This is a genomic window from Oceanobacillus polygoni, assembly GCF_008304605.1.
Taxonomy (GTDB): Bacteria; Bacillota; Bacilli; order Bacillales; family Amphibacillaceae; genus Oceanobacillus; species Oceanobacillus polygoni.
Map to the genome: position 1 here is coordinate 281896 of NZ_PIJY01000045.1, position 21549 is coordinate 303444.

At 37.2% G+C, this 21549-nt stretch carries 25 protein-coding genes and 1 riboswitch; of the genes, 24 read left to right on the forward strand and 1 reads right to left on the reverse strand.

All coding sequences use genetic code 11. From position 1 onward, the window contains the following. Positions 1-22 precede the first annotated feature (22 nt). From F1560_RS20280 to F1560_RS20330, 11 genes are all read left to right on the forward strand, one after another. Positions 23-1207, forward strand: a complete 1185-nt coding sequence (locus F1560_RS20280; RefSeq protein WP_187773786.1) for a D-alanyl-D-alanine carboxypeptidase family protein — start codon at positions 23-25, stop codon at positions 1205-1207. A 255-nt stretch (positions 1208-1462) separates the two neighbouring features. After that, entirely contained in the window at positions 1463-1816 is a 354-nt protein-coding gene (spoIIAA, locus tag F1560_RS20285) for an anti-sigma F factor antagonist (protein WP_149476438.1), read from the forward strand. Continuing rightward, entirely contained in the window at positions 1813-2253 is a 441-nt protein-coding gene (gene spoIIAB / locus F1560_RS20290; protein ID WP_149476439.1) for an anti-sigma F factor, read from the forward strand. Before spoIIAA ends, spoIIAB begins: the two co-directional genes overlap by 4 nt. A gap of 10 nt (positions 2254-2263) precedes the next feature. Then, the gene (gene sigF / locus F1560_RS20295) at positions 2264-3022 is read left to right on the forward strand and encodes an RNA polymerase sporulation sigma factor SigF (RefSeq protein ID WP_149476440.1); all 759 of its coding nucleotides are present in this window, start codon (positions 2264-2266) and stop codon (positions 3020-3022) included. Between the two features lie 335 nt (positions 3023-3357). Next, positions 3358-3975, forward strand: a complete 618-nt coding sequence (locus F1560_RS20300) for a stage V sporulation protein AA (RefSeq protein ID WP_149476441.1) — start codon at positions 3358-3360, stop codon at positions 3973-3975. Further along, complete coding sequence (locus tag F1560_RS20305; RefSeq protein ID WP_149476442.1) at positions 3953-4381, forward strand: stage V sporulation protein AB; 429 nt, start codon at positions 3953-3955, stop codon at positions 4379-4381. Before F1560_RS20300 ends, F1560_RS20305 begins: the two co-directional genes overlap by 23 nt. A 31-nt stretch (positions 4382-4412) precedes the next feature. Continuing rightward, positions 4413-5873 (forward strand): spore germination protein, encoded by a 1461-nt coding sequence (locus F1560_RS20310; protein WP_149476515.1) that lies wholly within the window; start codon positions 4413-4415, stop codon positions 5871-5873. Between the two features lie 97 nt (positions 5874-5970). Further along, complete coding sequence (lysA, locus tag F1560_RS20315) at positions 5971-7278, forward strand: diaminopimelate decarboxylase (RefSeq protein WP_149476443.1); 1308 nt, start codon at positions 5971-5973, stop codon at positions 7276-7278. An 83-nt stretch (positions 7279-7361) separates the two neighbouring features. Next, entirely contained in the window at positions 7362-7799 is a 438-nt protein-coding gene (locus F1560_RS20320) for a peptidylprolyl isomerase (RefSeq protein ID WP_095308902.1), read from the forward strand. A 31-nt stretch (positions 7800-7830) separates the two neighbouring features. Continuing rightward, the gene (locus F1560_RS20325) at positions 7831-8280 is read left to right on the forward strand and encodes a site-2 protease family protein (RefSeq protein ID WP_149476444.1); all 450 of its coding nucleotides are present in this window, start codon (positions 7831-7833) and stop codon (positions 8278-8280) included. Between the two features lie 190 nt (positions 8281-8470). Further along, positions 8471-8857: a GNAT family N-acetyltransferase gene (locus F1560_RS20330; protein ID WP_149476445.1), complete on the forward strand. Its 387-nt coding sequence runs from the start codon at positions 8471-8473 to the stop codon at positions 8855-8857. Positions 8858-9033: 176 nt separating this feature from the next. Here F1560_RS20330 and F1560_RS20335 read toward each other — a convergent pair whose 3' ends face one another. Further along, positions 9034-9117, reverse strand: coding sequence for a YjcZ family sporulation protein (locus F1560_RS20335; RefSeq protein WP_149476516.1), 84 nt, complete (start codon positions 9115-9117; stop codon positions 9034-9036). A 278-nt stretch (positions 9118-9395) separates the two neighbouring features. Here F1560_RS20335 and F1560_RS20340 point away from each other — a divergent pair, with 278 nt between their 5' ends. The 13 genes from F1560_RS20340 to F1560_RS20400 all read left to right on the forward strand — a co-directional run bounded on the left by F1560_RS20340 (position 9396) and on the right by F1560_RS20400 (position 21504). Continuing rightward, a complete protein-coding gene (locus tag F1560_RS20340; RefSeq protein WP_149476446.1) occupies positions 9396-10145 on the forward strand; it encodes a segregation/condensation protein A in 750 nt (249 codons plus the stop codon). An 88-nt stretch (positions 10146-10233) separates the two neighbouring features. Next, complete coding sequence (gene scpB / locus F1560_RS20345) at positions 10234-10830, forward strand: SMC-Scp complex subunit ScpB (protein ID WP_149476447.1); 597 nt, start codon at positions 10234-10236, stop codon at positions 10828-10830. Positions 10831-10943: 113 nt separating this feature from the next. Beyond that, a complete protein-coding gene (locus tag F1560_RS20350; protein WP_149476448.1) occupies positions 10944-12044 on the forward strand; it encodes a D-alanyl-D-alanine carboxypeptidase family protein in 1101 nt (366 codons plus the stop codon). 1 nt (position 12045) lies between these two features. Beyond that, positions 12046-12630, forward strand: a complete 585-nt coding sequence (locus F1560_RS20355; protein ID WP_149476449.1) for a nucleoside recognition domain-containing protein — start codon at positions 12046-12048, stop codon at positions 12628-12630. A gap of 2 nt (positions 12631-12632) precedes the next feature. Next, entirely contained in the window at positions 12633-13163 is a 531-nt protein-coding gene (locus tag F1560_RS20360) for a spore maturation protein (RefSeq protein WP_149476450.1), read from the forward strand. 70 nt (positions 13164-13233) lie between these two features. Then, entirely contained in the window at positions 13234-13977 is a 744-nt protein-coding gene (locus tag F1560_RS20365; RefSeq protein ID WP_149476451.1) for a pseudouridine synthase, read from the forward strand. 52 nt (positions 13978-14029) lie between these two features. Continuing rightward, positions 14030-14608 carry a thiol-disulfide oxidoreductase ResA gene (resA, locus tag F1560_RS20370; protein ID WP_149476452.1) on the forward strand — a complete coding sequence of 193 codons (579 nt, stop codon included), beginning with the start codon at positions 14030-14032 and terminating at the stop codon, positions 14606-14608. Positions 14609-14635: 27 nt separating this feature from the next. Then, complete coding sequence (gene resB / locus F1560_RS20375; RefSeq protein ID WP_149476453.1) at positions 14636-16273, forward strand: cytochrome c biogenesis protein ResB; 1638 nt, start codon at positions 14636-14638, stop codon at positions 16271-16273. Between the two features lie 57 nt (positions 16274-16330). Continuing rightward, the gene (gene ccsB / locus F1560_RS20380) at positions 16331-17521 is read left to right on the forward strand and encodes a c-type cytochrome biogenesis protein CcsB (RefSeq protein ID WP_149476454.1); all 1191 of its coding nucleotides are present in this window, start codon (positions 16331-16333) and stop codon (positions 17519-17521) included. A 126-nt stretch (positions 17522-17647) separates the two neighbouring features. Beyond that, positions 17648-18364 (forward strand): response regulator transcription factor, encoded by a 717-nt coding sequence (locus F1560_RS20385; RefSeq protein ID WP_149476455.1) that lies wholly within the window; start codon positions 17648-17650, stop codon positions 18362-18364. Next, positions 18364-20130 (forward strand): ATP-binding protein, encoded by a 1767-nt coding sequence (locus F1560_RS20390; RefSeq protein ID WP_149476456.1) that lies wholly within the window; start codon positions 18364-18366, stop codon positions 20128-20130. Before F1560_RS20385 ends, F1560_RS20390 begins: the two co-directional genes overlap by 1 nt. An 80-nt stretch (positions 20131-20210) precedes the next feature. Then, positions 20211-20396: riboswitch (cobalamin riboswitch) on the forward strand. A gap of 159 nt (positions 20397-20555) precedes the next feature. Next, positions 20556-20984 (forward strand): DUF4430 domain-containing protein, encoded by a 429-nt coding sequence (locus F1560_RS20395; protein ID WP_245347713.1) that lies wholly within the window; start codon positions 20556-20558, stop codon positions 20982-20984. 4 nt (positions 20985-20988) lie between these two features. Further along, the gene (locus F1560_RS20400) at positions 20989-21504 is read left to right on the forward strand and encodes an ECF transporter S component (protein ID WP_149476457.1); all 516 of its coding nucleotides are present in this window, start codon (positions 20989-20991) and stop codon (positions 21502-21504) included. The last annotated feature ends 45 nt before the right edge of the window (positions 21505-21549 follow it).

Here is a 21549-nt window from a genome sequence, read left to right on the forward strand (position 1 = left end):
TGATTGCTGGAGGTAAAAGACGATGAAAAAGGTTTTGAGACTTATTACAATTATGATGGTAATAGCGTTAGTAGTACCTGTTTCTGCTCTTGCAGAAGAAAGTAATTCGGAGGAAGAAAATAATCTATTAAACCTTGCTCCAGATGCAAAATCAGCTATTTTACTGGAACAGGATACCGGCGAAATACTTTTCGATAAAAATGCTCATGAAAAGTTACCGCCAGCAAGTATGACCAAAATAATGACGTTACTCCTAATTATGGAAGCGTTGAATGAAGGAAATTTACAAAAAGATGAAATGATACGTGTAAGTGAACGAGCTGCTTCTATGGGTGGATCACAAATATTCCTTGAAGCAGGGGAGGAAATGTCTGTTGACGATCTCCTAAAAGGGGTAGCAATTGCGTCAGGTAATGATGCTAGTGTTGCTTTAGCAGAGCGTATTGCTGGCAGCGAAGAAGCATTTGTGAAAAAAATGAATGAAAGAGCAAAGGAATTAAAGCTTGAAAACACGAATTTTCAAAATACCACAGGCTTACCTGCAGATGATCACTACAGTACATCCTATGATATGGCGATTATTGCGAATGAACTATTAAAGTATGAATCGATAACGGATTACACGTCTATCTATGAAGACTATTTAAGAAAAGGGCAAGACAATGAGTTCTGGCTCGTAAACACAAATAAGCTTGTCCGTTTCTATCCGGATGTGGATGGATTAAAAACAGGGTATACAGGTGAAGCGAAATACTGTTTAACTGCTACTGCTAAGAGAGACGATATGCGCGTTATTGCTGTTGTAATGGGTGCAGAATCTCCAAAGGAAAGGAATGCAATGGTGTCAGGTCTCCTGGACTATGCATTCAATCAATTTGAGACGAATAAGCTATTCGATAAAGACGAAAAAATTACCGATGTCCGTTTATTGAAATCAAAGCAAAAGAACGTTGATATCGTAACAAAACAATCCATCAGTACCCTTCATAAGAAAGGCGATGCTGAAAAGAATATCCGTACAGAGGTGGAGCTTCAGGAAGCATGGAACCTGCCAATAAAAAGGGGAGATGAGGTAGGCAAATTATACGTGAAGGATGGAGAGCAAGTTTTATACGAAATACCTTTAACAGTTGAGGAAGATATTGAAAAAACAACATATTTTTCATTATGGAAACGAACGGTGCAAGAAATGGTGAAATCACACTAATTTAAGTGTATAAACACTTCTTTTGTCAGGTAGCAGGAATTAGACCTCCCAATAAAGAAATAGGTTAATACAGTGTATGTTCAAAAAAGGAGGATAAAAAGGACCGAGAAGTTCGAGGCGGTGAAGCTTTGAGTACCGGAACGTATGCAATTAATACGCGAGGAACAGAAAAGCAAGCCAACGAAGAAATTCGATGTGTCATTTTTACCGGACTTTTTGAACAACCTTATACAGTTCTTATAAGGAGGAATAAATATGGGGCTTCATTCAATATTTGATGTAAAGGGTGACGTCTTAATTGTGAGACTATCCGGTGAATTGGATCATCATGAAGCAGAATTGTTACGTGATAAGTGGAAAGATATGTTATATGAAAATCCAGTTAAGCATATCATACTCAACCTGGAAGAAGTGACGTTTATGGATAGTTCTGGGCTTGGTGTCGTACTTGGACGATATAAAGAGGTTATTCAATTAGGTGGAGAAATGGTTGTATGTTCCATATCTCCACCGGTGAAGCGATTATTTGAAATGTCAGGGCTGTTTAAAATTGTCAGACTTGAGGAGAACGAAGAATTTGCATTAGCAACACTGGGGGTGGCTTCATGAAAAACGTAATGAATTTGGAATTCTCAAGTGTCAGTGAGAATGAATCTTTTGCTCGAGTAACCGTAGCGTCCTTTATAGCGCAGCTTGACCCGACAATGGAAGAATTGACAGAAATTAAGACTGTCGTTTCTGAAGCTGTAACGAATGCGATTATCCATGGCTATAATGGAGAAGCACATCATAAAGTTTATATTACATGTACATTGAATGACGAAGAAATTGAATTAACGATTAAGGATCACGGAATTGGAATTACAAATGTAACGGAAGCCTTAGAGCCGCTATATACATCTAAACCAGAAATGGAAAGATCGGGAATGGGTTTTACAATCATGGAAAATTTTATGGATTCTGTTGAGGTCATTTCAACCCCGGAAAAGGGAACTGCAGTATATATGACAAAGCAGCTATCAAAGACCAAAACAGTGTATAACTGAGGGTGATGCCATGAATGTAAATGTTAAAAACACCCGCCAAAAGGAACAGCTGTCAGATGAAAAAGTGAAAGAATATATCTTAAAGAGCCAACAAGGCGATAAAGAGGCACGAGATCTACTTGTAGAAAGAAATATTCGTCTTGTGTGGTCGGTTGTCCAACGGTTTATTAATAGAGGCTATGATCCAGATGATTTGTTCCAGATTGGCAGCATTGGGCTGATTAAAGCAATCGATAAATTTGATTTATCCTATGATGTCCGATTTTCTACGTATGCAGTTCCAATGATAATTGGAGAAATACAGCGGTTCATTAGAGATGATGGGAGCGTCAAGGTAAGTCGCTCACTGAAGGAGACAGGTAATAAAATTCGTCGAAAACGGGACGAACTAACGAAACAATTAGGCAGATCACCAACAGTGAAAGAAATTGCCGACGCACTGGAAATTTCATCAGAAGAAGTTGTACACGCACAGGAAGCTGCGAAATCACCACATTCCATATATGAAACCGTTTTTGAAAATGATGGTGACCCGATTACACTTTTGGATCAAATTGCAGACCAGGATACCAAATGGTTCGATAAACTCACATTACAAGAAGCCATTCAGAATTTAAGTGAACGAGAACGATTAATTGTTTACTTGCGCTATTATAAAGACCAAACACAAACAGAAGTAGCGGAAAGGCTAGGAATTTCTCAAGTTCAAGTATCTAGGCTTGAGAAGAAGATTCTAGAGGATATGAAGAAAAATATGGATTCGTCCTAAGGAATCTTTTTTTAAAACATCACAATTTGTGGTGTTTTTTTGTGCGATTTTTATATAAACTTCGCACTAACCTAATTGCTTAGTATGAGCAACTATTGCCGTCCGGGATCGCTTCGGGCGGATGCTTTCCGTAGCGGGGTATACGCACGCTTAATCCATAATTGCAGTAGTTCGCAGTTTCTTTCAAAATCGAACTTAGATATTAAGGTGAATTTAAATCAAGACATTCAAATCAAAATCAAATTGATAAAAGGTTTTCGCACATTTATATGATAAATTTCTTACAACTGACCAATACTAAGTGAAACAGCTTAAATGGAAAGGAAGTTATTCCATTGGCAGAAGTTATTTATCTTCGAATGAAAAAAACAGTTGATTTAACTACACTTAGACAGCTTCTACTTAAGGATATCGCTTTTATATCTGCTGCGAATATCCATAAGTATAAGTTGGAAAATACTCCTATTTATAGAGTTACAAAAAAAGATAAGAACATTGTTATTATCGATAGCTTCTTAATCATTGATCATTTAATAAATGAATACGAAGGATTAGAAATTCAAACCTCTGGACCGGAACAAACAATTGTACGTATTAACACAGAAAAAAAACGCTTAAACATATGGGTCGCATCATTTGTATGGCTCCTACTTTTCATTGGTACAGCGATGACTATTATGAACTTCCACTATGATGTCAGTATGCAGGAAGTTCAACAACATCTTCACTTCCTTCTGACGGGTGAAGAAAATGAATTTCCATTATGGATACAAATTCCGTACTCCTTTGGTTTAGGAATTGGAACATTATTATTTTTTAATCATTGGTTTAATCGGAGGTTTAATGAAGAGCCTAGCCCGCTTGAAGTAGAGATATATAATTATCAACAGGACCTTAATCATTACTTAAATCATCATGAAAACAAGCTAAATGATACAGAACCTTTTCGTTAATTTCCTGCAAATACTCATTGGTTTTAGTGGGGGTCTTGCTGTTGGGGCTGGCTTTGTCGCATTTATAACAGTGCTTGGGATCATCCCAAGACTTATTCAATTAAGTAAAACAGAAAAACTAATAAAGGTATACAGTGCAAGTGTCATCTTGGGGCTTATGATGGGAACCTATTTTTCGTTTGCAGATATTAATTTGCATCAGCCTGTTTTGGTGCTTTTATTCTGGGGACTTCTTCATGGTATTTTCAATGGGATGCTTGCAGCAGCACTAACGGAGGTATTGAATGTTTTTCCGATATTATCCCGTAGAATTCGTTTGGACCATTATTTATTATTTCTATTGATGGCTATTGTATTTGGAAAGATTTTTGGATCCTTATTCCAGTGGACCTATTTTGTTAAATAAGAGGTGGAGTAATTTGGGAAATAAAACTTCTATGAAAAAAATATCACCAAAAATTGAAGAAAATAAAGCCTATATGGAAGATAGACTAGGAATGGGGCGCTCTTTTGATGTAGGATTTAGAGAATTAATTATCCTAAAGCGTAAAATCCATATTTATTATGTGACTGGATTATGTGATACGTCTGTTATACAAGAGATGTTGAAAAAACTCGTCGAAATCAATGATGTTGAAACAAATTACAAAAAATTACCAGAAATTATTGGAAATCGTATCGTACATCAGCAAGTTGATCCTGTAAAAACAATGGATGAAGCTGCAGATCAAGTCTTATCAGGTTTAATTACTGTTTTTATCGATGGAGAACAATTCGCGTTTGTTGTTGATGTTAGAAACTATCCGGGTAGAAGTCCAGAGGAGCCTGATACAGAGAAAGTTATTCGAGGCTCGAGAGATGGATTTACCGAGAATATTATTGAAAATACTGCCCTTACTCGAAGAAGATTGCGTGATGAAAGAATTCGGAATGAAATGCTAAAAGTTGGCGAGCGCTCTAAAACAGATGTATGTATTACTTACTTACAAGATATTGCGGATGATGATTTGATTGATTTAGTAAAAGAGAAAATCGACGCAATTGATATTGATGGTATAACGATGGCAGAAAAAACAGTTGAAGAGTTTATTATTGGTCAAAATTGGAACGTATTCCCACTTGTTCGATACACGGAAAGACCTGATGTAGCTGCGAGTCATTTACTCGAAGGACACATTCTAATTTTTGTAGATACGTCTCCAAGTGCGATTATCCTTCCTACTACTTTTTTCCATCATTTACAACATGCGGAAGAGTATAGGCAAGCTCCTGCAATTGGTACATTCATACGTTTCATTCGTTTCTTAGCTGTGTTTGCTTCTATGTTCCTATTACCGGTTTGGTTATTATTTGTGACTGACCCGAGCCTACTACCAAAGGAATTATCATTTATTGGTCCGAATGAGGAAGGAAACATACCAATAATGATACAGATTATTCTCGCATACATCGGGATCGAATTTCTCCGAATGGCGGCAATTCATACACCAACACCATTATCAACTGCGATGGGGTTAATTGCTGCTGTATTAATCGGTCAGATCGCAATTGATGTTGGTTTATTTACTCCAGAAGTGATTCTTTATGTGTCCGTTAGTGCAATTGGTGCTTATGTTACGCCAAGCTATGAGCTAAGTGTTGCCAATAAAATAATGAATTTATTTCTCGTTCTTCTTGTTGGCTGTTTCGCACTGCCAGGATTTGTGATAGGGCTTGTAGCAAATATACTATTTTTAGCAAATATCAAGTCACTCCGAACACCATATTTATGGCCATTATTGCCGTTTAATGCAAAGGCAATGTCTCACATACTTTTAAGAAAGCCTGTTCCAGATATGTTTACGCGACCAAGTATTGTTCATCCGAAGAATAATTACAGACGTGGCAAAAAGAACTAACGATTAGTTTAGTTCTTTTTGTTACTTGCGCATTTATGTTTCAATATGATAAAGTATTCCTATTATTTCATACATTAAAAGCGGGGGACTACATATTATGATAATTAATCATCATCCGTTTCAAACGAACGAAAACGGACATCTTGAGATTGGTGGAGTAGATACGATAACACTTGCTGAAAAATATGGTACACCACTTTATGTTTACGATGTTTCCATGATTCGTGAAAATGCAAGAAGCTTTGTCAATACATTTAAGGAATTAAATGTACAGGCAAAAGTTGCGTATGCTAGTAAAGCCTTTTCCTCAATTGCAATGCTGCAAATAGCAAAGCAAGAAGATTTATGTCTGGATGTCATCTCTGAGGGAGAATTATATACAGCGTTACAAGCGGGATTCCCAACAGAACGAATACATATGCATGGGAACAATAAAAGCGCTGAAGAAATTGCAATGGCAATTGAACACAACATCGGCTGCATTGTTATTGATAACTTTCATGATATTAAGCTATTAGATGAACAGCTCAGCGCACAAAATAAGACAATGGACGTACTTATGCGTGTAACACCAGGGATAGAGCTGAAAACTCATGAGTACATTATGACGGGGAATGAGGATTCCAAATTTGGATTTAACCTACAGAATGGTCATGCGGATCAGGCTTTTAAACAACTGTATAAGCATAAAACCATTCGACTTAAAGGACTACACTGTCATATTGGTTCACAGATTTTTGAAACAGAAGGATTCCAAGTGGCTGTAGATATCTTATTTAATGAACTTGCTAAATGGAAAGCAGAATATGGCTATGTACCAGAGGTTCTAAATCTAGGAGGAGGCTTTGGGATTCGTTACACGAAAGCAGATCAGCCGTTAGGACATCAGGAATATGTAAAAGCGACAGTACAAGCTGTACAGAAACATTCGGAAGAGCTAGAAATACCAATGCCGGAAATTTGGATTGAACCTGGTAGATCCATTGTTGGCAATGCTGGAATTACTTTATATAGCATCGGAGCGATGAAAGATATTCCAGGAGTACGGGAATATGTCTCCGTAGATGGAGGAATGACAGATAATATCAGACCTGCATTATATCAAGCAAAATATGAAGCTATTATTGCTAATAAACCAATGGAAAGAACTACTAAGGAAGTTTCCATCGCTGGTAAAGCCTGTGAATCAGGTGATATGTTAATTTGGGATTTACCAGTTCCAGATGTAGAACCTGGTGATATTCTAGCCGTTTTTTCTACAGGTGCTTATAGTTATTCAATGGCAAGTCATTACAATCGATTCCCGAATGCTGCAGTTGTGTTTGTTGAAGAAGGGATCGATAAATTAGTCGTAAAACGGGAAACATATCAAGATGTTGTCAAAAATGACTTGTCCTATGAATAGGCAGGTAGCTATTCTTTCCAATCCAACTAATTAATGATAAAATAGTTTTGGATTTTACTAAATTAATGAGGAGATGTAATTATATGTCTAAAAAAGGATATTTTCTATTAGAAAATGGTAATAAAATCGAATTTGAACTTTATCCAAATGAAGCGCCAAACACGGTTGCTAACTTTGAGAAACTTGCAAATGAGAATTTCTATGATGGCTTAACATTTCACCGTGTCATTCCAGGCTTTGTAAGTCAAGGCGGATGTCCAATAGGGAATGGTACTGGATCAGCTGGGTACACAATTAAATGTGAAACAGAAGGAAACCCACATACACATGTAGAAGGTTCACTATCGATGGCACATGCAGGCAAAGATACAGGAAGCAGCCAATTCTTTATTGTTCATGAGCCACAACCACATTTGAATGGGGTACATACTGTTTTTGGACAAGTAACATCAGGAATCGAACATGCCAAATCCATGCAAAATGGCGATGTAATGAAAGAAGTTCGAGTAATAAGCGAATAACGTTTAGAACACTATTTTCTAGGCAGCTTTCATGAGTCTTTATTTATTTGCATGCCTTGTCTTGATTATTGCACCAATTTGCACGCTCATTCATGAGCTTGGTCATGCATGCGGTGCAAAATTGGTAAAAGCAGATCGGATAAAATTATATTTAGGTATAGGTAAAAGACAATGGACAGTCGCATTGTATGACCTTGAGCTAACATTTCGTTCCATATACTTCGTAGGCGGAGTTACGGAAAGCAAGAGGGACAGGCCTTATAAAAAATCAGAAATTATTTGGATTACATTTTTTGGCCCCATGTTTAATGGCGTGGCTGCAACGATTATTTATATCATTCATGAAGTGCATCCGAATAGCTTTTTACAACTACTTTTTTGGTTTAATGTATGGATGGCTGTTGTGAATATGATTCCTTTCAAATTCAAAGGGAAGCAAACAGATGGATTTACCATCTTCAATTCGATCAGCAGAAAATAATCTGTACCGCAATCGTATGATTTATGTGAAAATTGTCAATGCTTGAGAATGGAAATCTTTATCCAGTACGTATATTTGACAAACACGTTTAATAGTGCCATAAATATAATATAAGTATGTATAAAAACAGTTTTCCATGTTCACAGATCATTTCTTAAAGATCAAAAGGTTTTATTAATGAGGGGTAAATATGTTAATTCGTTATAAAAAAAATCATGAAAAGATTGCAATGGGTCTATTGTCTTTTATGCCTGATGAAAAGAAAGACGTTAAAAAATTGCAACAGACCATTAAAGAGTATGAATCCAATGATGACTGGCATCTTCATTTATGGAAAGAGGAAGATGATGTTTTAGGAGCAATTGGAATTAGGATTGAAAATGGTATTGATGCAATCGTTCAGCATGTTTCAGTTAATCCTTCTCACCGGAATGCTGGAATTGGTCAAAAGATGGTCAATGAAGTCAATCGTATTTATCAGAACAAATATGCTGTTAGTACGACGGATGAAATACAGGATTTTTATAATAAATGTACATCAATAGAAGACAGCGCAGATGCTTCTGATACCCAATAAGAAAAACCAGCCCCCTTTCTATAAGGGCTGGTTTTTCTTTTAAGCTACAATGTTTTTATCTTACATGAACACTTAGCAAAGATTTGGTTCTGTTCTCATTTATGGATAACCGTACCGCATCCGTAGCCTTGGTAACTCCAGTGCTTTTCATGCTATATAATTTTTCGGCTATCTATTTAGAACCAAGCACAACCGACAATAATCAAGAGAATGAACAAAACTACAATTAACGCAAAGCCTCCACCATAACTGTGACTCATAACGAACTTCCTCCTTTTTCTTCTTTCCAGAAATGTTTTGTGGTAACATTTATCTTACGCTAATAGCTTATGATAAGAGAAAGCGTGTTGTATGGGCGCATATGCTAATCTTTAATAACTTTGCATCGGACAATAGCATAGGTGACTGCTGTGCGTACGTTTAATTATCAAATCAAATGATTTTAAGATTTTTATTGATCGTAAAATAACGCTATGCTTCAAATTGGAAATAGTTAGGTCAAAAAGGCTTATTTTGTAAAGGAAAGGACGGAACCACCGTGAATCAAGCATACGAGGTGAAATTAGAAGCATTTGAGGGGCCGCTTGATTTATTACTGCATTTAATCAATCAGTATGAAATTGATATATACGACATTCCCATGGCACAAATAACAAAACAATACATGGAGTATATACATACGATGCAACAACTGGAATTAAATATTGCAAGTGAATATCTAGTCATGGCTTCCACGCTAGTGGCGATTAAAAGTCAAATGCTATTACCTAAACAAGAAATCATTGTAGATGATGAGACCGAAGAATATATGGAAGATCCGAGAGAAGAATTGATGCAACGTCTGATCGAATATCGGAAATATAAAGAAGCAGCTGAACGGCTGAAAGAAAAGGAAATTGAAGCGAATCAAATATTCACAAGACCACCAACCGTCTTCGATGAATTAGCATTTGAAAAACAGCCGGTTGTACAGGGAGATGTCTCCATCTATGATATGCTTGGTGCTTTAGGTAAGATGTTTGAGCGAAAGAAATGGAATAAGCCACTAGATACTACTGTGCAGCGGATGGACATCCCTATTGAGCAACGAATGCGGGATGTGTTGGCAAAAGTGAAGACATCAAAAGAAAAAGGGATAGAATTTGATCATTTATTTCCTTATCCATCAAGGTCTCATGTTGTTGTCACCTTTATAGCGATTTTAGAGCTTATGAAAGCGAAGGAAATTTATTGCAAACAAACAAAGCATTTCGATACATTGTATATATTTGCAGAAAGTAACGAATAAAACTTTGCTTTCTGCATAAGTGCAACAAAGGCATCGCTCAAGAGGCGTGAGAGAATGCTAAGTTTTCTAACATTTGGAGGAATAGATTGTGGAGATAGAAGAATTAAAGGCTGTTGTCGAAGGCCTGCTTTTTGCTAGTGGTGATGAAGGTATTACAGTAAAACAAGTATGTAAGGTTCTTGACGTGTCAGCATCAGCAGTGGAACACATCATAGAAGAGCTAACATATGATTATGAACGGAAAGACCGTGGCTTAATGATTATGAAATCGCATGAAGTACTTCATTTAACAACAAAGCCAGAGCATAGTAATTATTTCAAAAAATTACTAGAACTACCACAGACAAGCAGAATGTCACAAGCTGCTCTAGAAACATTGGCAATCATTGCTTATCAGCAGCCGATAACGAGAACAGAAATCGATGAAATCAGAGGTGTTAAAAGTGATCGGCCTGTTCAAACACTTTTGGCGAGGTCGTTAATTGAGGAGGTAGGACGCAAAGATAGTGTTGGAAGACCGATCCTATTTGGAACAAGTAAGGATTTTCTAACCTATTTTGGCCTGACGTCACTTGGGGAACTGCCGCCGTTACCTGAACCTACTGAAGATAATACGGATAATAACGAAGCAGATTTATTTTTTGAGCGATTTAGTGATGAAATCGAAACCAATTTTAACGAATAAAAATTCCATCCTTACATGCCAGCATGTAAGGATTTTTTTATTGTTTAATCTAGCATAACGGCGTGTCCTTTGCATAAAATGTAAGGATATCTTTTCTGGGAGGCATTAATACGATGCGATTTCTAATACTTATCCTTATTTTGTTTGTCATACATCTCGGCTTTCCAATGACGGGACAAGCAACACCAGTTGTTTCTGCGAATAACGCAATATTGATCGAACAATCAACAGGCAGGGTGCTTTATGAAAAGAAAGCACATGAAGAAGCTTCTATAGCAAGTATTACGAAAATAATGACAGCAATTATTGCAATTGAATCCGGGAAAATGGAGGAGATGGCTATTGCTTCAAGAAGTGCGATCTACACGGAGGGGTCTTCCATTTATTTAGAGCAAGGCGAAAAAATGAAACTAGAAGACCTTGTTTATGGACTGATGCTCAGGTCTGGAAATGACGCTGCTGTAGCGATAGCAGAACATGTGGGAGGCAGTGAGGAAGGCTTCGTCTATCTAATGAATGAAAAGGCAAAATGGCTTGGGATGACAAATACACACTTCGATAATCCGCATGGGCTTGATTCGGAGACTCATTATTCAACGGCATATGATATGGCAATACTTATGCGCTATGCGATGGAAAACACTACGTTTCACGAAATAAGTGGTTCAGAGACATATATATCCGAAAACAGATCGTATAGCTGGAAGAACAAAAATCGTCTGCTCACACAATTTTATGAATACTGTACAGGAGGGAAAACAGGATATACAAAGCAAACAGGTAGAACATTAGTAACCACTGCTGAAAAAGACGGGATGGAGTTAATTGCAGTGACGCTTGATGCACCAGATGATTGGAGGGATCATATCTCGATGTTTGAATGGGGATATGAAAATTATCAAATGCAACCACTTTCAGATGAAGGACCAATAAAGTACAAATTGAATGAAACGAATTTAACGGTGGACGGCTTTGTAGAGGACGAAATATCCTATCCGTTATCTGTTGAAGAGATAGACGTATTGACTTCGAGTACGTTTCTGCTTTCAAATTATTTGACAACGGATGAGGAGGTTATTGGAAAAACCGTTTTTTACTTGGATGATGAACAATTGATGGAAACACATATTTTCCAAAATCGATTGGAACCTAACAATCATGATTTCAAACATTCTTTTACATCGGTTTTATTACAAATAATTGGGTTGAAGTAAAATGATTAATATAATTTGGGCATGCATGGCAATTGTAGGTATTATTTTCGCAATGTTTAATGGAACAATGGAGGAAGTTAATAAAGCAATTTTTGAGAGTGCAAGTGAGGCAGTAACCCTAGCCATTAGCCTAATTAGCATTCTTGTTTTTTGGCTGGGTATCATGAAAATTGCAGAAAACGCTGGGGTTCTAAAAGGGATTGCGAAGGTATTTCGACCTGTTATAGTAAAGTTGTTTCCAGAGATACCAAAAGACCACCCGGCAATTGGCTATATCGTATCGAATATTACGGCAAATCTATTTGGTTTAGGCAATGCTGCCACACCTCTTGGAATAAAGGCAATGGAGGAAATGAAAAAGTTAAGTGGATCAGATACTGCATCACGATCAATGATTACCTTTCTTGCATTAAACACATCTGGTTTGACCTTGGTTCCGACAACTGTTATTGCAATCCGTATGCAATATAATTCTGTATCCCCAACCGAAATTGTTGGAACGACCATTATTGCAAGCGGAGTTGCAGTTACCAGCGCTATTTTAATTGATCGTTTTTATCATTATAAAAGTACTTGGAGGAAATAATTATGGAGATCATTACGCTAGTAAGCACCTGGCTTATTCCAACCTTTTTACTCGTCGTATTAACACTGGCAGTTATCAAGAAAGTTCCCGCATACGAATTATTTGTAGAAGGAGGTAAGGAAGGTGTCAAAATGGCATTTTCTTTGCTTCCTTTTTTAGTGGGCATGATTGTATCGATTGCAATACTTCGTAGTTCGGGAGCATTGGAGGCTCTGATTAACAGCATTACCCCATTGCTGCAGCTGGTCGGCATTCCAGCTGATATTATGCCACTTGCATTAGTAAGACCAATCTCTGGCACAGCTGCATTAGGCATGACAACCGAATTGATCGCAACACATGGACCTGATTCGTTTATTGGTAGGTTAGCATCCACCATGCAAGGAAGTACAGATACTACGCTCTATATATTGACCGTCTATTTTGGAGCGGTCGGAATCAGGAAAATGCGATATGCTTTAAAAGTTGGTCTGTTGGCAGACCTAATTGCTATACTTTCATCCATCATTATTGTTAAAATAGTATTCGGGTAACTAAAACTAGCGTTAATGTGTCATTAACGCTATTATTATGTAGAAAATAAAGTAGAAGTATGGTGATAGAATGACAAATCAAAATGAACGACTACAAAAAGTAATTGCGCAAAGTGGCATAACCTCTAGAAGAAAAGCAGAACAGCTTATTATAGATGGGAAAGTCCGTGTAAATGGACAAGTTGTAACAGAGCTTGGCACAAAAGTTTCACGTGATGATGAGGTTGAGGTGAACGGTGTACCATTGGAGAAAGAGCCCCATGTATACTACATGCTCTATAAACCAAGGGGCGTCATTTCCAGTTTGAAGGACGACAAAAATAGAAAAGTTGTAATTGATTTAATGGAGGAAGTTACAGAAAGAGTTTTTCCAATTGGCAGACTGGATTACGATACATCAGGTATCTTGCTGTTAACGAATGATGGTGAATTTGCTAATCTTTTAATGCATCCGAAGCATGAAGTAGACAAGGTTTATGTCGCTAAAATTAAAGGAATTCCAGACAAAAAAGAGCTTGGCAGGCTAAGAAAAGGGATAAAAGCGGATAATGATATGTTAAAAGCAGCCAACTATACGATTTTATCTACGGATAAGAAAAAGAATACGATGGTACTTGAATTGACCTTGCATGAAGGAAAAAACCGTCATATTAGAAGAATGATGGAACAGTTAGGCTACCCTGTCATGAAATTAAAAAGGGAAAAGTATGGTATGCTTACGTTGGATGGATTGCAGCCAGGAGATTATCGTCCTTTAACACCGAAAGAAATAAAGCAAATCAGAAACCAAGCTTCCAAAATTGTTAAAGAATAGTCAAATTTCGTACTTTATATCAATGATATAATACGGTGTGGGAGTGATGATTTTGAGTTTGGATCAAATAAAAAAAAGTAAACAAAAGAAAAAAAGAAATCGGTTCATTTTTAGAACCGTGATTCTGGGTGTTTTAGTGGCGGCAGTTGTATTTGCACTTGTATCCAACTTACAAAAAGATAATACGATTTATAAAGTTGGAGATAAAGCGCCAGACTTTATGTTGCAGCAAATCAATAATAATCATGATGTTGAGACGGTTCAGTTGAGTGAGCTTGAGGGCAAAGGTGTCATGCTTAACTTCTGGGCTACATGGTGTAAGCCGTGTAAAGAGGAAATGCCGTATATGCAAGAGCTTTACCCTGAATACAAAGATAAGGGAATTGAAATTGTAGCGGTCAGTCTGGATGGAACAGAGCTCGTCGTGGATCGTTTTATTGGTGATTATAATTTAACATTTCCAATCCCTCATGATAAAACGAGTGAGGTGAGGGACTTGTATAAAGTCGGGCCATTACCAAGCACTTTTTTTATCAATCCTGATGGAGAAATCCAAGAAATTGTTAGTGGAGCACTTAGTTTAGAGAGGCTTGAAGGATATTTGCAAGCGATACAACCAAAAACAAATTGAGCATGAAAGCAATTGTGAGGGATTTAAATGAACAAAATTAAGTGTGAGTGTGGGCATATTAACCCCGAAGGAACAGTTTTATGTGAAGCTTGCGGTAAGCCTATTGAAGGGAATCAGCACATTGATGGCAATGAAGGAAAAAAATTGCTTAATATGCGCTATGACGGAACAGCCCGTCGTTCACAAACATACAATAAATCTGTTGTTGATAAGATATGGAGTTTCTTTTCTTCCGTAAAAGTTGGTGTTTGGCTAATTGTAATCGCATTAGTAGCATCAATGATTGGGACAATTTTCCCGCAAGAAATTTACATACCGGCAGATGCCGTGTCACGTGATCCTGCCATTTTTTATGAAGATCGTTATGGTGTTTTAGGTTTAATTTATTATCAGCTGGGCTTTCATAATTTATACAGTTCTTGGTGGTACATGATTCTAATTGCTCTTATAGGTATTTCACTAGTCATCTGTAGTCTTGATCGCTTTGTGCCTTTGTATAAAGCACTAAAAAGACAAAAGGCACAGCGTCATGAAACATTTTTAAACAGACAGCGTTTATATAGTGAATCGTCTGATGTTGCTGATCAGGATATAGAGACAGTTAAAGAAAATCTAAAAAAACAACGGTATAAAATCAGGGAGGAAAATGGACATATCCTTGCTGAAAAAGGCAGATTTTCGAGATGGGGTCCGTATGTAAACCATATTGGCTTAATCATCATTCTATTAGCAGCTATATTTCGAACAACCCCACTGATGCACACAGAGGAATATGTTTGGGTTCGGGAAGGGCAGCAAATTGCTCTTCCAGGAACGAAAGGTGAATATTACATCGAAAACAAAGAATTTATCATGGAAACTCATGATGAAAACGATGAACGATTCGCACAAGCAATTCAACAGGAAGGTGTGGTACCGAGTAATTTTCAGACAGATATCGTGATTTATCAAGCGACGAACGCTTCGATTCCAGGAGCTGAACCAGAATTGGAACCAATATTGGAAGAGTCGATTCAAATGAATAAACCGGCTAAATTTGATGGATATACACTGTATCAATCTGGATACCAAGTAAATGAATTTACCAATATGACCTTTAAAGTTCATGAAACCGATGATCCAGATGAGACATCATTAGGATCATTTACAATCAATCTTATGAACCCTGAGTCAACATATGAATTGGATAGCGGATTTCGTGTTGAGATTGGTCAATACTATCCAGATTATATTTTAGATAATGGAGTACCAACTTCAGAAACGAACTTCCCAAGAAATCCTGCTTTCGTATTGATGGTATATCCACCCGAAAGTGACAGTCCTGAAGTTAGTTTTCTTGGTATCGGAAAAAATATTGATGCAACTGGAGAGAATGAATATAAAATAGGAATTGAAGACTTCGAATTACATGATGTTAGTGGTCTGACGTTACGAGTGGATTACACGCTTCCATTTTTTATTCTTGGTTCCGCTATCTTCATGATCGGTGTTATTCAAGGGATGTACTGGCAGCATCGCAGAATTTGGATTCATCCAAAAGCGGGTGGAATTCTCCTTGCTGCACATACAAATAAAAACTGGTTTGGTATTAAAAAGGAAATTGAGAAATCAATTGAAAACACATCAATTACAATGGTTGAAGACCAGCAGGAATTAGACGAATAACTATGCTGCGTGCCTCTTGCACGCAGCTACTGTGTTTTAGGATGAGGAGGAATTTTAATGGATTTACTTAATCTTAGTAGCACGATGCTTTATACAGCATTTATTTTGTATTTGGTTGCTACGCTTTTCTTTGGGGCAACAATTAGACAGGATAAGTCGGAAAGAAGAAAAAAGACAAAATCTGGAACAATTGGTATTACAATAACAATTATCGGTTTTATTGCCCAATTGATCTATCTGATAACAAGATGGATTGCAAGTGGACATGCACCGGTTAGTAATATGTTCGAATTTATGACATTTCTCGGAATGTCTATGGTTTTAGCTTTTATTATTCTTTATTTTTATTACAAATTGAGTTTTCTTGGATTGTTCGCTCTTCCGATTGCAATGATCATCATTGCATATGCGAGCATGTTTCCGACAGAAATCTCACCATTAGTACCTTCCTTACAAAGTCATTGGCTCTATATTCATGTAACGACTGTAGCTTTAGGTCAAGGAATACTATTTATTAGTTTTGCTGCAGGGATTATGTATTTAATTAGACAAATTGATCAGACAAGCTTGAACAAAGGTAGCGTATGGCTTGAAATCGTGATGTATGTCATGATCTTATTTATTGGCTTCATCGTTATCACAACTACCTTTAATATCATGGACTATCATGCTGAATTTGAATATTCGGAAGGTGGCACTGTGATTACGACGGATTATCATTTGCCAGCTATTGCTGGTCCACATGAAGGAACGTTATTAACAGAAGGTGTTATGAAACCATGGTTTGACACTCCTACATGGATGCAAGGCGCAGATGCTGGAAGAAAATTCAATACTGTCATTTGGTCATTTATTACGGGGACCATATTATATGGACTCGTACGTTTGATCATTCGTAAACGAGTTGGCGCAAAGCTTCAGCCACTTCTAAAAAATGTGAAGCCGGATCTATTAGACGAGATCATGTATCGTTCCGTTGCCATCGGCTTCCCTGTGTTCACTCTAGGCGGTCTCATCTTTGCGGCGATTTGGGCTCAAATTGCTTGGGGAAGATTCTGGGGCTGGGATCCAAAAGAGGTATGGGCACTTGTTACATGGTTTTTCTATGCTGCCTTTCTCCACCTTCGTTTATCGAGAGGTTGGCATGGTGAGAAATCCGCTTGGTTAGCAGTAGGTGGTTTTGCAATAATTATGTTTAACCTAATTGTTGTTAATCTCGTATTAGCAGGTCTACATTCGTATGCTTAGATTTGGCAGAGAAAACGGGGTATCATTAGGATACCTCGTTTTTTTATACTTTTAGCAAGGATTGGTTTATACTTTAATATATAGTGATTCAAGCATGTACAGTGTAAAGCATAGGGGGAAGTTATAATGGATGAAAATATTAAGATATTAGTTGTTGATGATGAGGAAAGAATTCGAAGACTCATCCGCATGTATTTAGAACGTGAAGATTATATTGTAGAAGAAGCAGAAAATGGAAAAGTCGCCTTAGATAAGGCTTTAGATAATGATTACAATGTCATTATATTAGATATCATGATGCCTGAAATGGATGGAATTGAAACATGTCAGGAACTTAGAAAAGAAAAAGATACTCCTGTAATTATGCTGACCGCAAAAGGCGAAGAAGCAAATCGTGTGCAAGGTTTTGAAGTTGGAGCAGACGATTATATTGTAAAGCCGTTTAGCCCAAGAGAAGCTGTGTTACGTGTAAAAGCATTATTACGTAGGGTAACTGCAGCATCTTTTCAGGAGGCCGATACATCTTCAAAAAATATATTGGTATTTCCGCATATTACAATTGACCATGATGCCCATCGTGTTACGGCAGATGGTGAAGAAGTAAGTCTAACGCCAAAAGAATATGAACTACTATGCTTCTTGGCAAAATCTCCGGATAAAGTATTTAATAGAGAACATCTTTTGAAAGAAGTATGGCAATATGAATTCTTTGGGGACCTGCGTACAGTTGATACACACGTTAAACGACTTCGCGAAAAACTAAGCAGTGTATCCAAGCCGGCCGCTAAAATGATTGTAACTGTATGGGGTGTTGGTTATAAATTCGAAGTTGATGATGTGTAATGTTTTGGCGTAGTGTAGTTGGGAAGCTATCATTAACAATTTTATTACTTGTTGCGTTTGTTTTATTTATTTTGTCATTCTTTTTGATGGAATTCTTTGAGAATTTCCATATACTTGAAGCGGAAGATGATATGTTACAAACAGCAACAAAAATCTCCTCGCTCGTTGAAAGAGGGGAGGACAGAGAATTTATCGAAGAAATGACAGAATTATTAAAGGATCCTTCTAGCAGAATCGTGATTGCATATGATGAGAATAATCTTTGGACATCGTCAAGTAGTGATCGTGATTTATTGCAGACCGACGATGATTGGATTGGAGCAAGCGAAGAATTCACTCATGTGCTCAATAATCAGAGAGAAATAAAAAAACAAATTTTTCTGCCTGATGAGGATAATGAAATTATGATTGTTGGGTCACCAATCGAAACCGGTGGAGCAATCTTTGTCTATCAATCGTTAGATGTTATTTATCAAACAAAAGCACAAACTTCAAAGTTAATTCTGCTTAGTGCGGGAATTGCGATTATGCTAACGACATTTTTTGCTGTGTTTTTATCAACAAGGGTTACTTCCCCACTGATAAAAATGCGTGAGGCTGCTTATAACCTGACTAGAGGAGAATTTAATACAAAGGTACCGGTTTTGACACATGATGAAATCGGAGAACTCGCAACAGAGTTCAATCGCATGGGCAGACAGCTTAAATTCCATATTAATGCACTAAGACAGGAAAAAGAACAGCTTTCAAGTATTGTTAGTTCAATGGCAGATGGTGTCGTAACATTAAATCGAAATGGTGATATTCTTGTTATTAATCCGCCAGCAAAAAAGTATATTGAAAACTGGTATTTTGAAAATGACATCACAGAAGAGAAAAACCGCCAGCTACCAACCGAGCTTAACGAGGCCCTTCAAGAAGTTTTCGAAAGTGAACAGGCGGTAATTCGGGAAATCAGCCTACAAGGTAGAATTTACGTTATGTTAATGACACCATTGTATGATCAATCCTATATTAGAGGTGCAGTAGCAGTTATTCGGGATATGACAGATGAAAGACGTTTAGATAAGCTTCGTAAAGATTTTATTGCCAATGTTTCGCATGAGTTACGTACACCTATTTCGATGCTCCAAGGATATAGTGAAGCAATCGTGGATGATATTGCAGATACAAAAGAAGCCAAAAATGAACTCGCGCAAATTATCCACGAGGAATCCTTACGCATGGGCAGACTTGTAAATGAACTCCTAGATCTTGCGAGAATGGAGGCTGGACAAATACAGTTAAATTTAGAGAAAACGGAAGTCGAATCCTATGCAAAACGAGTTGTTCATAAATTTAGGAGTTTAGCTTTGGATAACGCGATTGAATTGTCTTTATCATTGGACATCGATGTTCCGGATGCTATATTTGATCCAGACCGCATTGAACAAGTTTTTACGAATCTTATTGATAATGCGTTACGTCATACTTCAGAGGGTGGAAAAGTCCATGTTACGATAGCCAACCGTGAAAATGAGCTCTATGTTGAAATTGAAGATAGTGGTAGTGGAATTCCAGAAGAAGATTTACCATTTGTTTTTGAACGATTTTATAAAGCAGACAAATCACGAGTTCGCAACAAGGAGAAAAAAGGTACTGGACTTGGACTATCGATTGTGAAGCATATTATTGATGCACATCATGGTGTGATTCTTGCTAAAAGTAAGCTGAACCAAGGTACTGCTTTCAGCTTTAGAATTCCGCAAAATAAACGCCCTGACTGAGGCTTTTCTATTTTAATTTGATGTGCTATGATAATTTTGAACTGGGATGAAGTGATATATATTGATTTTTGGTAATCTAAGAAAATCTAAGGGTACCTGCTTGCTGATTTTTCTTAGATTAGGGAAACCAGTGGAAGTCTGGTACTGTCCTCGCAACTGTAATTGATAACGAAATAAGCAGAACCACTGTAAGGCGATCTTACGGGAAGGGCTTAAAGTAGGTTTGAATCATAAGTCAGTAGACCTGCCAAATTCAATTTTTCTCAATGCTCCCGAGGTATGAGTGGTTGAGACATTCGAATACATATAGCTTTTTGTCTATAATTATTTGTGTGTCTACAAATCCAGCTCTTAGGTAGGAGCTGGATTTTTTTAGGTAGCAACTATCCCTAGTTTAATAATTATGAAGATGAGGAGGAATTAAGTTGAAAAAATGGATTTTTCAGTTTGCAGTCATTGTAATGTCAGTAGGATTGCTGTTTGGATGTTCTTCAGATAACAATACAAACCAAAATACGTCTGTAAGTACGAATAACTCGTCACAATCTGAAGAAGTTGCAGAAGACTCTGTTCGGATTACCATTTCTATTAATGAAGGGGAAGAATATATAACAGAGGAAGTGATTGAGATTGAAGAAGGTGATATTCTGATGGATGTTATGGAGGAAAACTTCTACATCGAAACAGAGTATGATGGTACGTTTATTACCAGTATAGAACGAGTTGCTGCTAGTGAAGAAGAGCAAACGGCATGGATGTTCTTCGTCAACGATGAAATGGCAACTGTTGGAGCTAGTGATTATGAGCTATCTCCTGGAGATGTTGTTGTTTTTGATCTACAACCCTGGGAATAAGTAAATGAGCACATACAAACTCACAATCCTTGCCTTATTAGCTGCGTTAGCTGTAGCAGGAAGATATATCTTTCAATTTATCCCCAATGTACAGCCGGTAACAGCTTTAATTATCATTTGTGGGATTATGCTCGGTCCAATGTCGGCTCTCTTATTAGCAATTTTAACGACATTTCTTTCTAACATGCTCTTAGGTATGGGGTTATGGACCATATGGCAAATTGTATCCTGGGGAATAATTGGAGTGATGAGTGGACTTTTAAGTAAAGTGCTGAAACGGGTACCGTTTATTATCATTGTTCTTTTTGCAGTATTTAGTGGTTACTTCTACGGTTTTATCATATCGTTAACCACATACCAGGTTACAGGGAAATTTTGGCCGTATTACATTGCCGGTCTCCCTTTTGACACAAGCCATGCGATTGGAAATGCACTATTTATTATTTTCATATATCCAATAATATCCTTCTTATTTAAGAAATATGCTTATAAAAGATTTGACATAAAAAATACCAACTGAACTTCAGTTGGTATTTTTTCTTCATTTGCACTATAGTTTAGTTGT

Bases quoted from the DNA above. Each gene is read 5' to 3' on its own strand.
- F1560_RS20280 (WP_187773786.1), top strand. From the start codon at position 23: ATGAAAAAGGTTTTGAGACTTATTACAATTATGATGGTAATAGCGTTA.
- spoIIAA (WP_149476438.1), top strand. From the start codon at position 1,463: ATGGGGCTTCATTCAATATTTGATGTAAAGGGTGACGTCTTAATTGTG.
- spoIIAB (WP_149476439.1), top strand. From the start codon at position 1,813: ATGAAAAACGTAATGAATTTGGAATTCTCAAGTGTCAGTGAGAATGAA.
- sigF (WP_149476440.1), top strand. From the start codon at position 2,264: ATGAATGTAAATGTTAAAAACACCCGCCAAAAGGAACAGCTGTCAGAT.
- F1560_RS20305 (WP_149476442.1), top strand. From the start codon at position 3,953: ATGATACAGAACCTTTTCGTTAATTTCCTGCAAATACTCATTGGTTTT.
- F1560_RS20310 (WP_149476515.1), top strand. From the start codon at position 4,413: ATGAAAAAAATATCACCAAAAATTGAAGAAAATAAAGCCTATATGGAA.
- lysA (WP_149476443.1), top strand. From the start codon at position 5,971: ATGATAATTAATCATCATCCGTTTCAAACGAACGAAAACGGACATCTT.
- F1560_RS20320 (WP_095308902.1), top strand. From the start codon at position 7,362: ATGTCTAAAAAAGGATATTTTCTATTAGAAAATGGTAATAAAATCGAA.
- F1560_RS20325 (WP_149476444.1), top strand. From the start codon at position 7,831: ATGAGTCTTTATTTATTTGCATGCCTTGTCTTGATTATTGCACCAATT.
- F1560_RS20330 (WP_149476445.1), top strand. From the start codon at position 8,471: ATGTTAATTCGTTATAAAAAAAATCATGAAAAGATTGCAATGGGTCTA.
- F1560_RS20335 (WP_149476516.1), bottom strand. From the start codon at position 9,117: ATGAGTCACAGTTATGGTGGAGGCTTTGCGTTAATTGTAGTTTTGTTC.
- F1560_RS20350 (WP_149476448.1), top strand. From the start codon at position 10,944: ATGCGATTTCTAATACTTATCCTTATTTTGTTTGTCATACATCTCGGC.
- F1560_RS20355 (WP_149476449.1), top strand. From the start codon at position 12,046: ATGATTAATATAATTTGGGCATGCATGGCAATTGTAGGTATTATTTTC.
- F1560_RS20360 (WP_149476450.1), top strand. From the start codon at position 12,633: ATGGAGATCATTACGCTAGTAAGCACCTGGCTTATTCCAACCTTTTTA.
- F1560_RS20365 (WP_149476451.1), top strand. From the start codon at position 13,234: ATGACAAATCAAAATGAACGACTACAAAAAGTAATTGCGCAAAGTGGC.
- resB (WP_149476453.1), top strand. From the start codon at position 14,636: ATGAACAAAATTAAGTGTGAGTGTGGGCATATTAACCCCGAAGGAACA.
- ccsB (WP_149476454.1), top strand. From the start codon at position 16,331: ATGGATTTACTTAATCTTAGTAGCACGATGCTTTATACAGCATTTATT.
- F1560_RS20385 (WP_149476455.1), top strand. From the start codon at position 17,648: ATGGATGAAAATATTAAGATATTAGTTGTTGATGATGAGGAAAGAATT.
- F1560_RS20390 (WP_149476456.1), top strand. From the start codon at position 18,364: ATGTTTTGGCGTAGTGTAGTTGGGAAGCTATCATTAACAATTTTATTA.
- F1560_RS20400 (WP_149476457.1), top strand. From the start codon at position 20,989: ATGAGCACATACAAACTCACAATCCTTGCCTTATTAGCTGCGTTAGCT.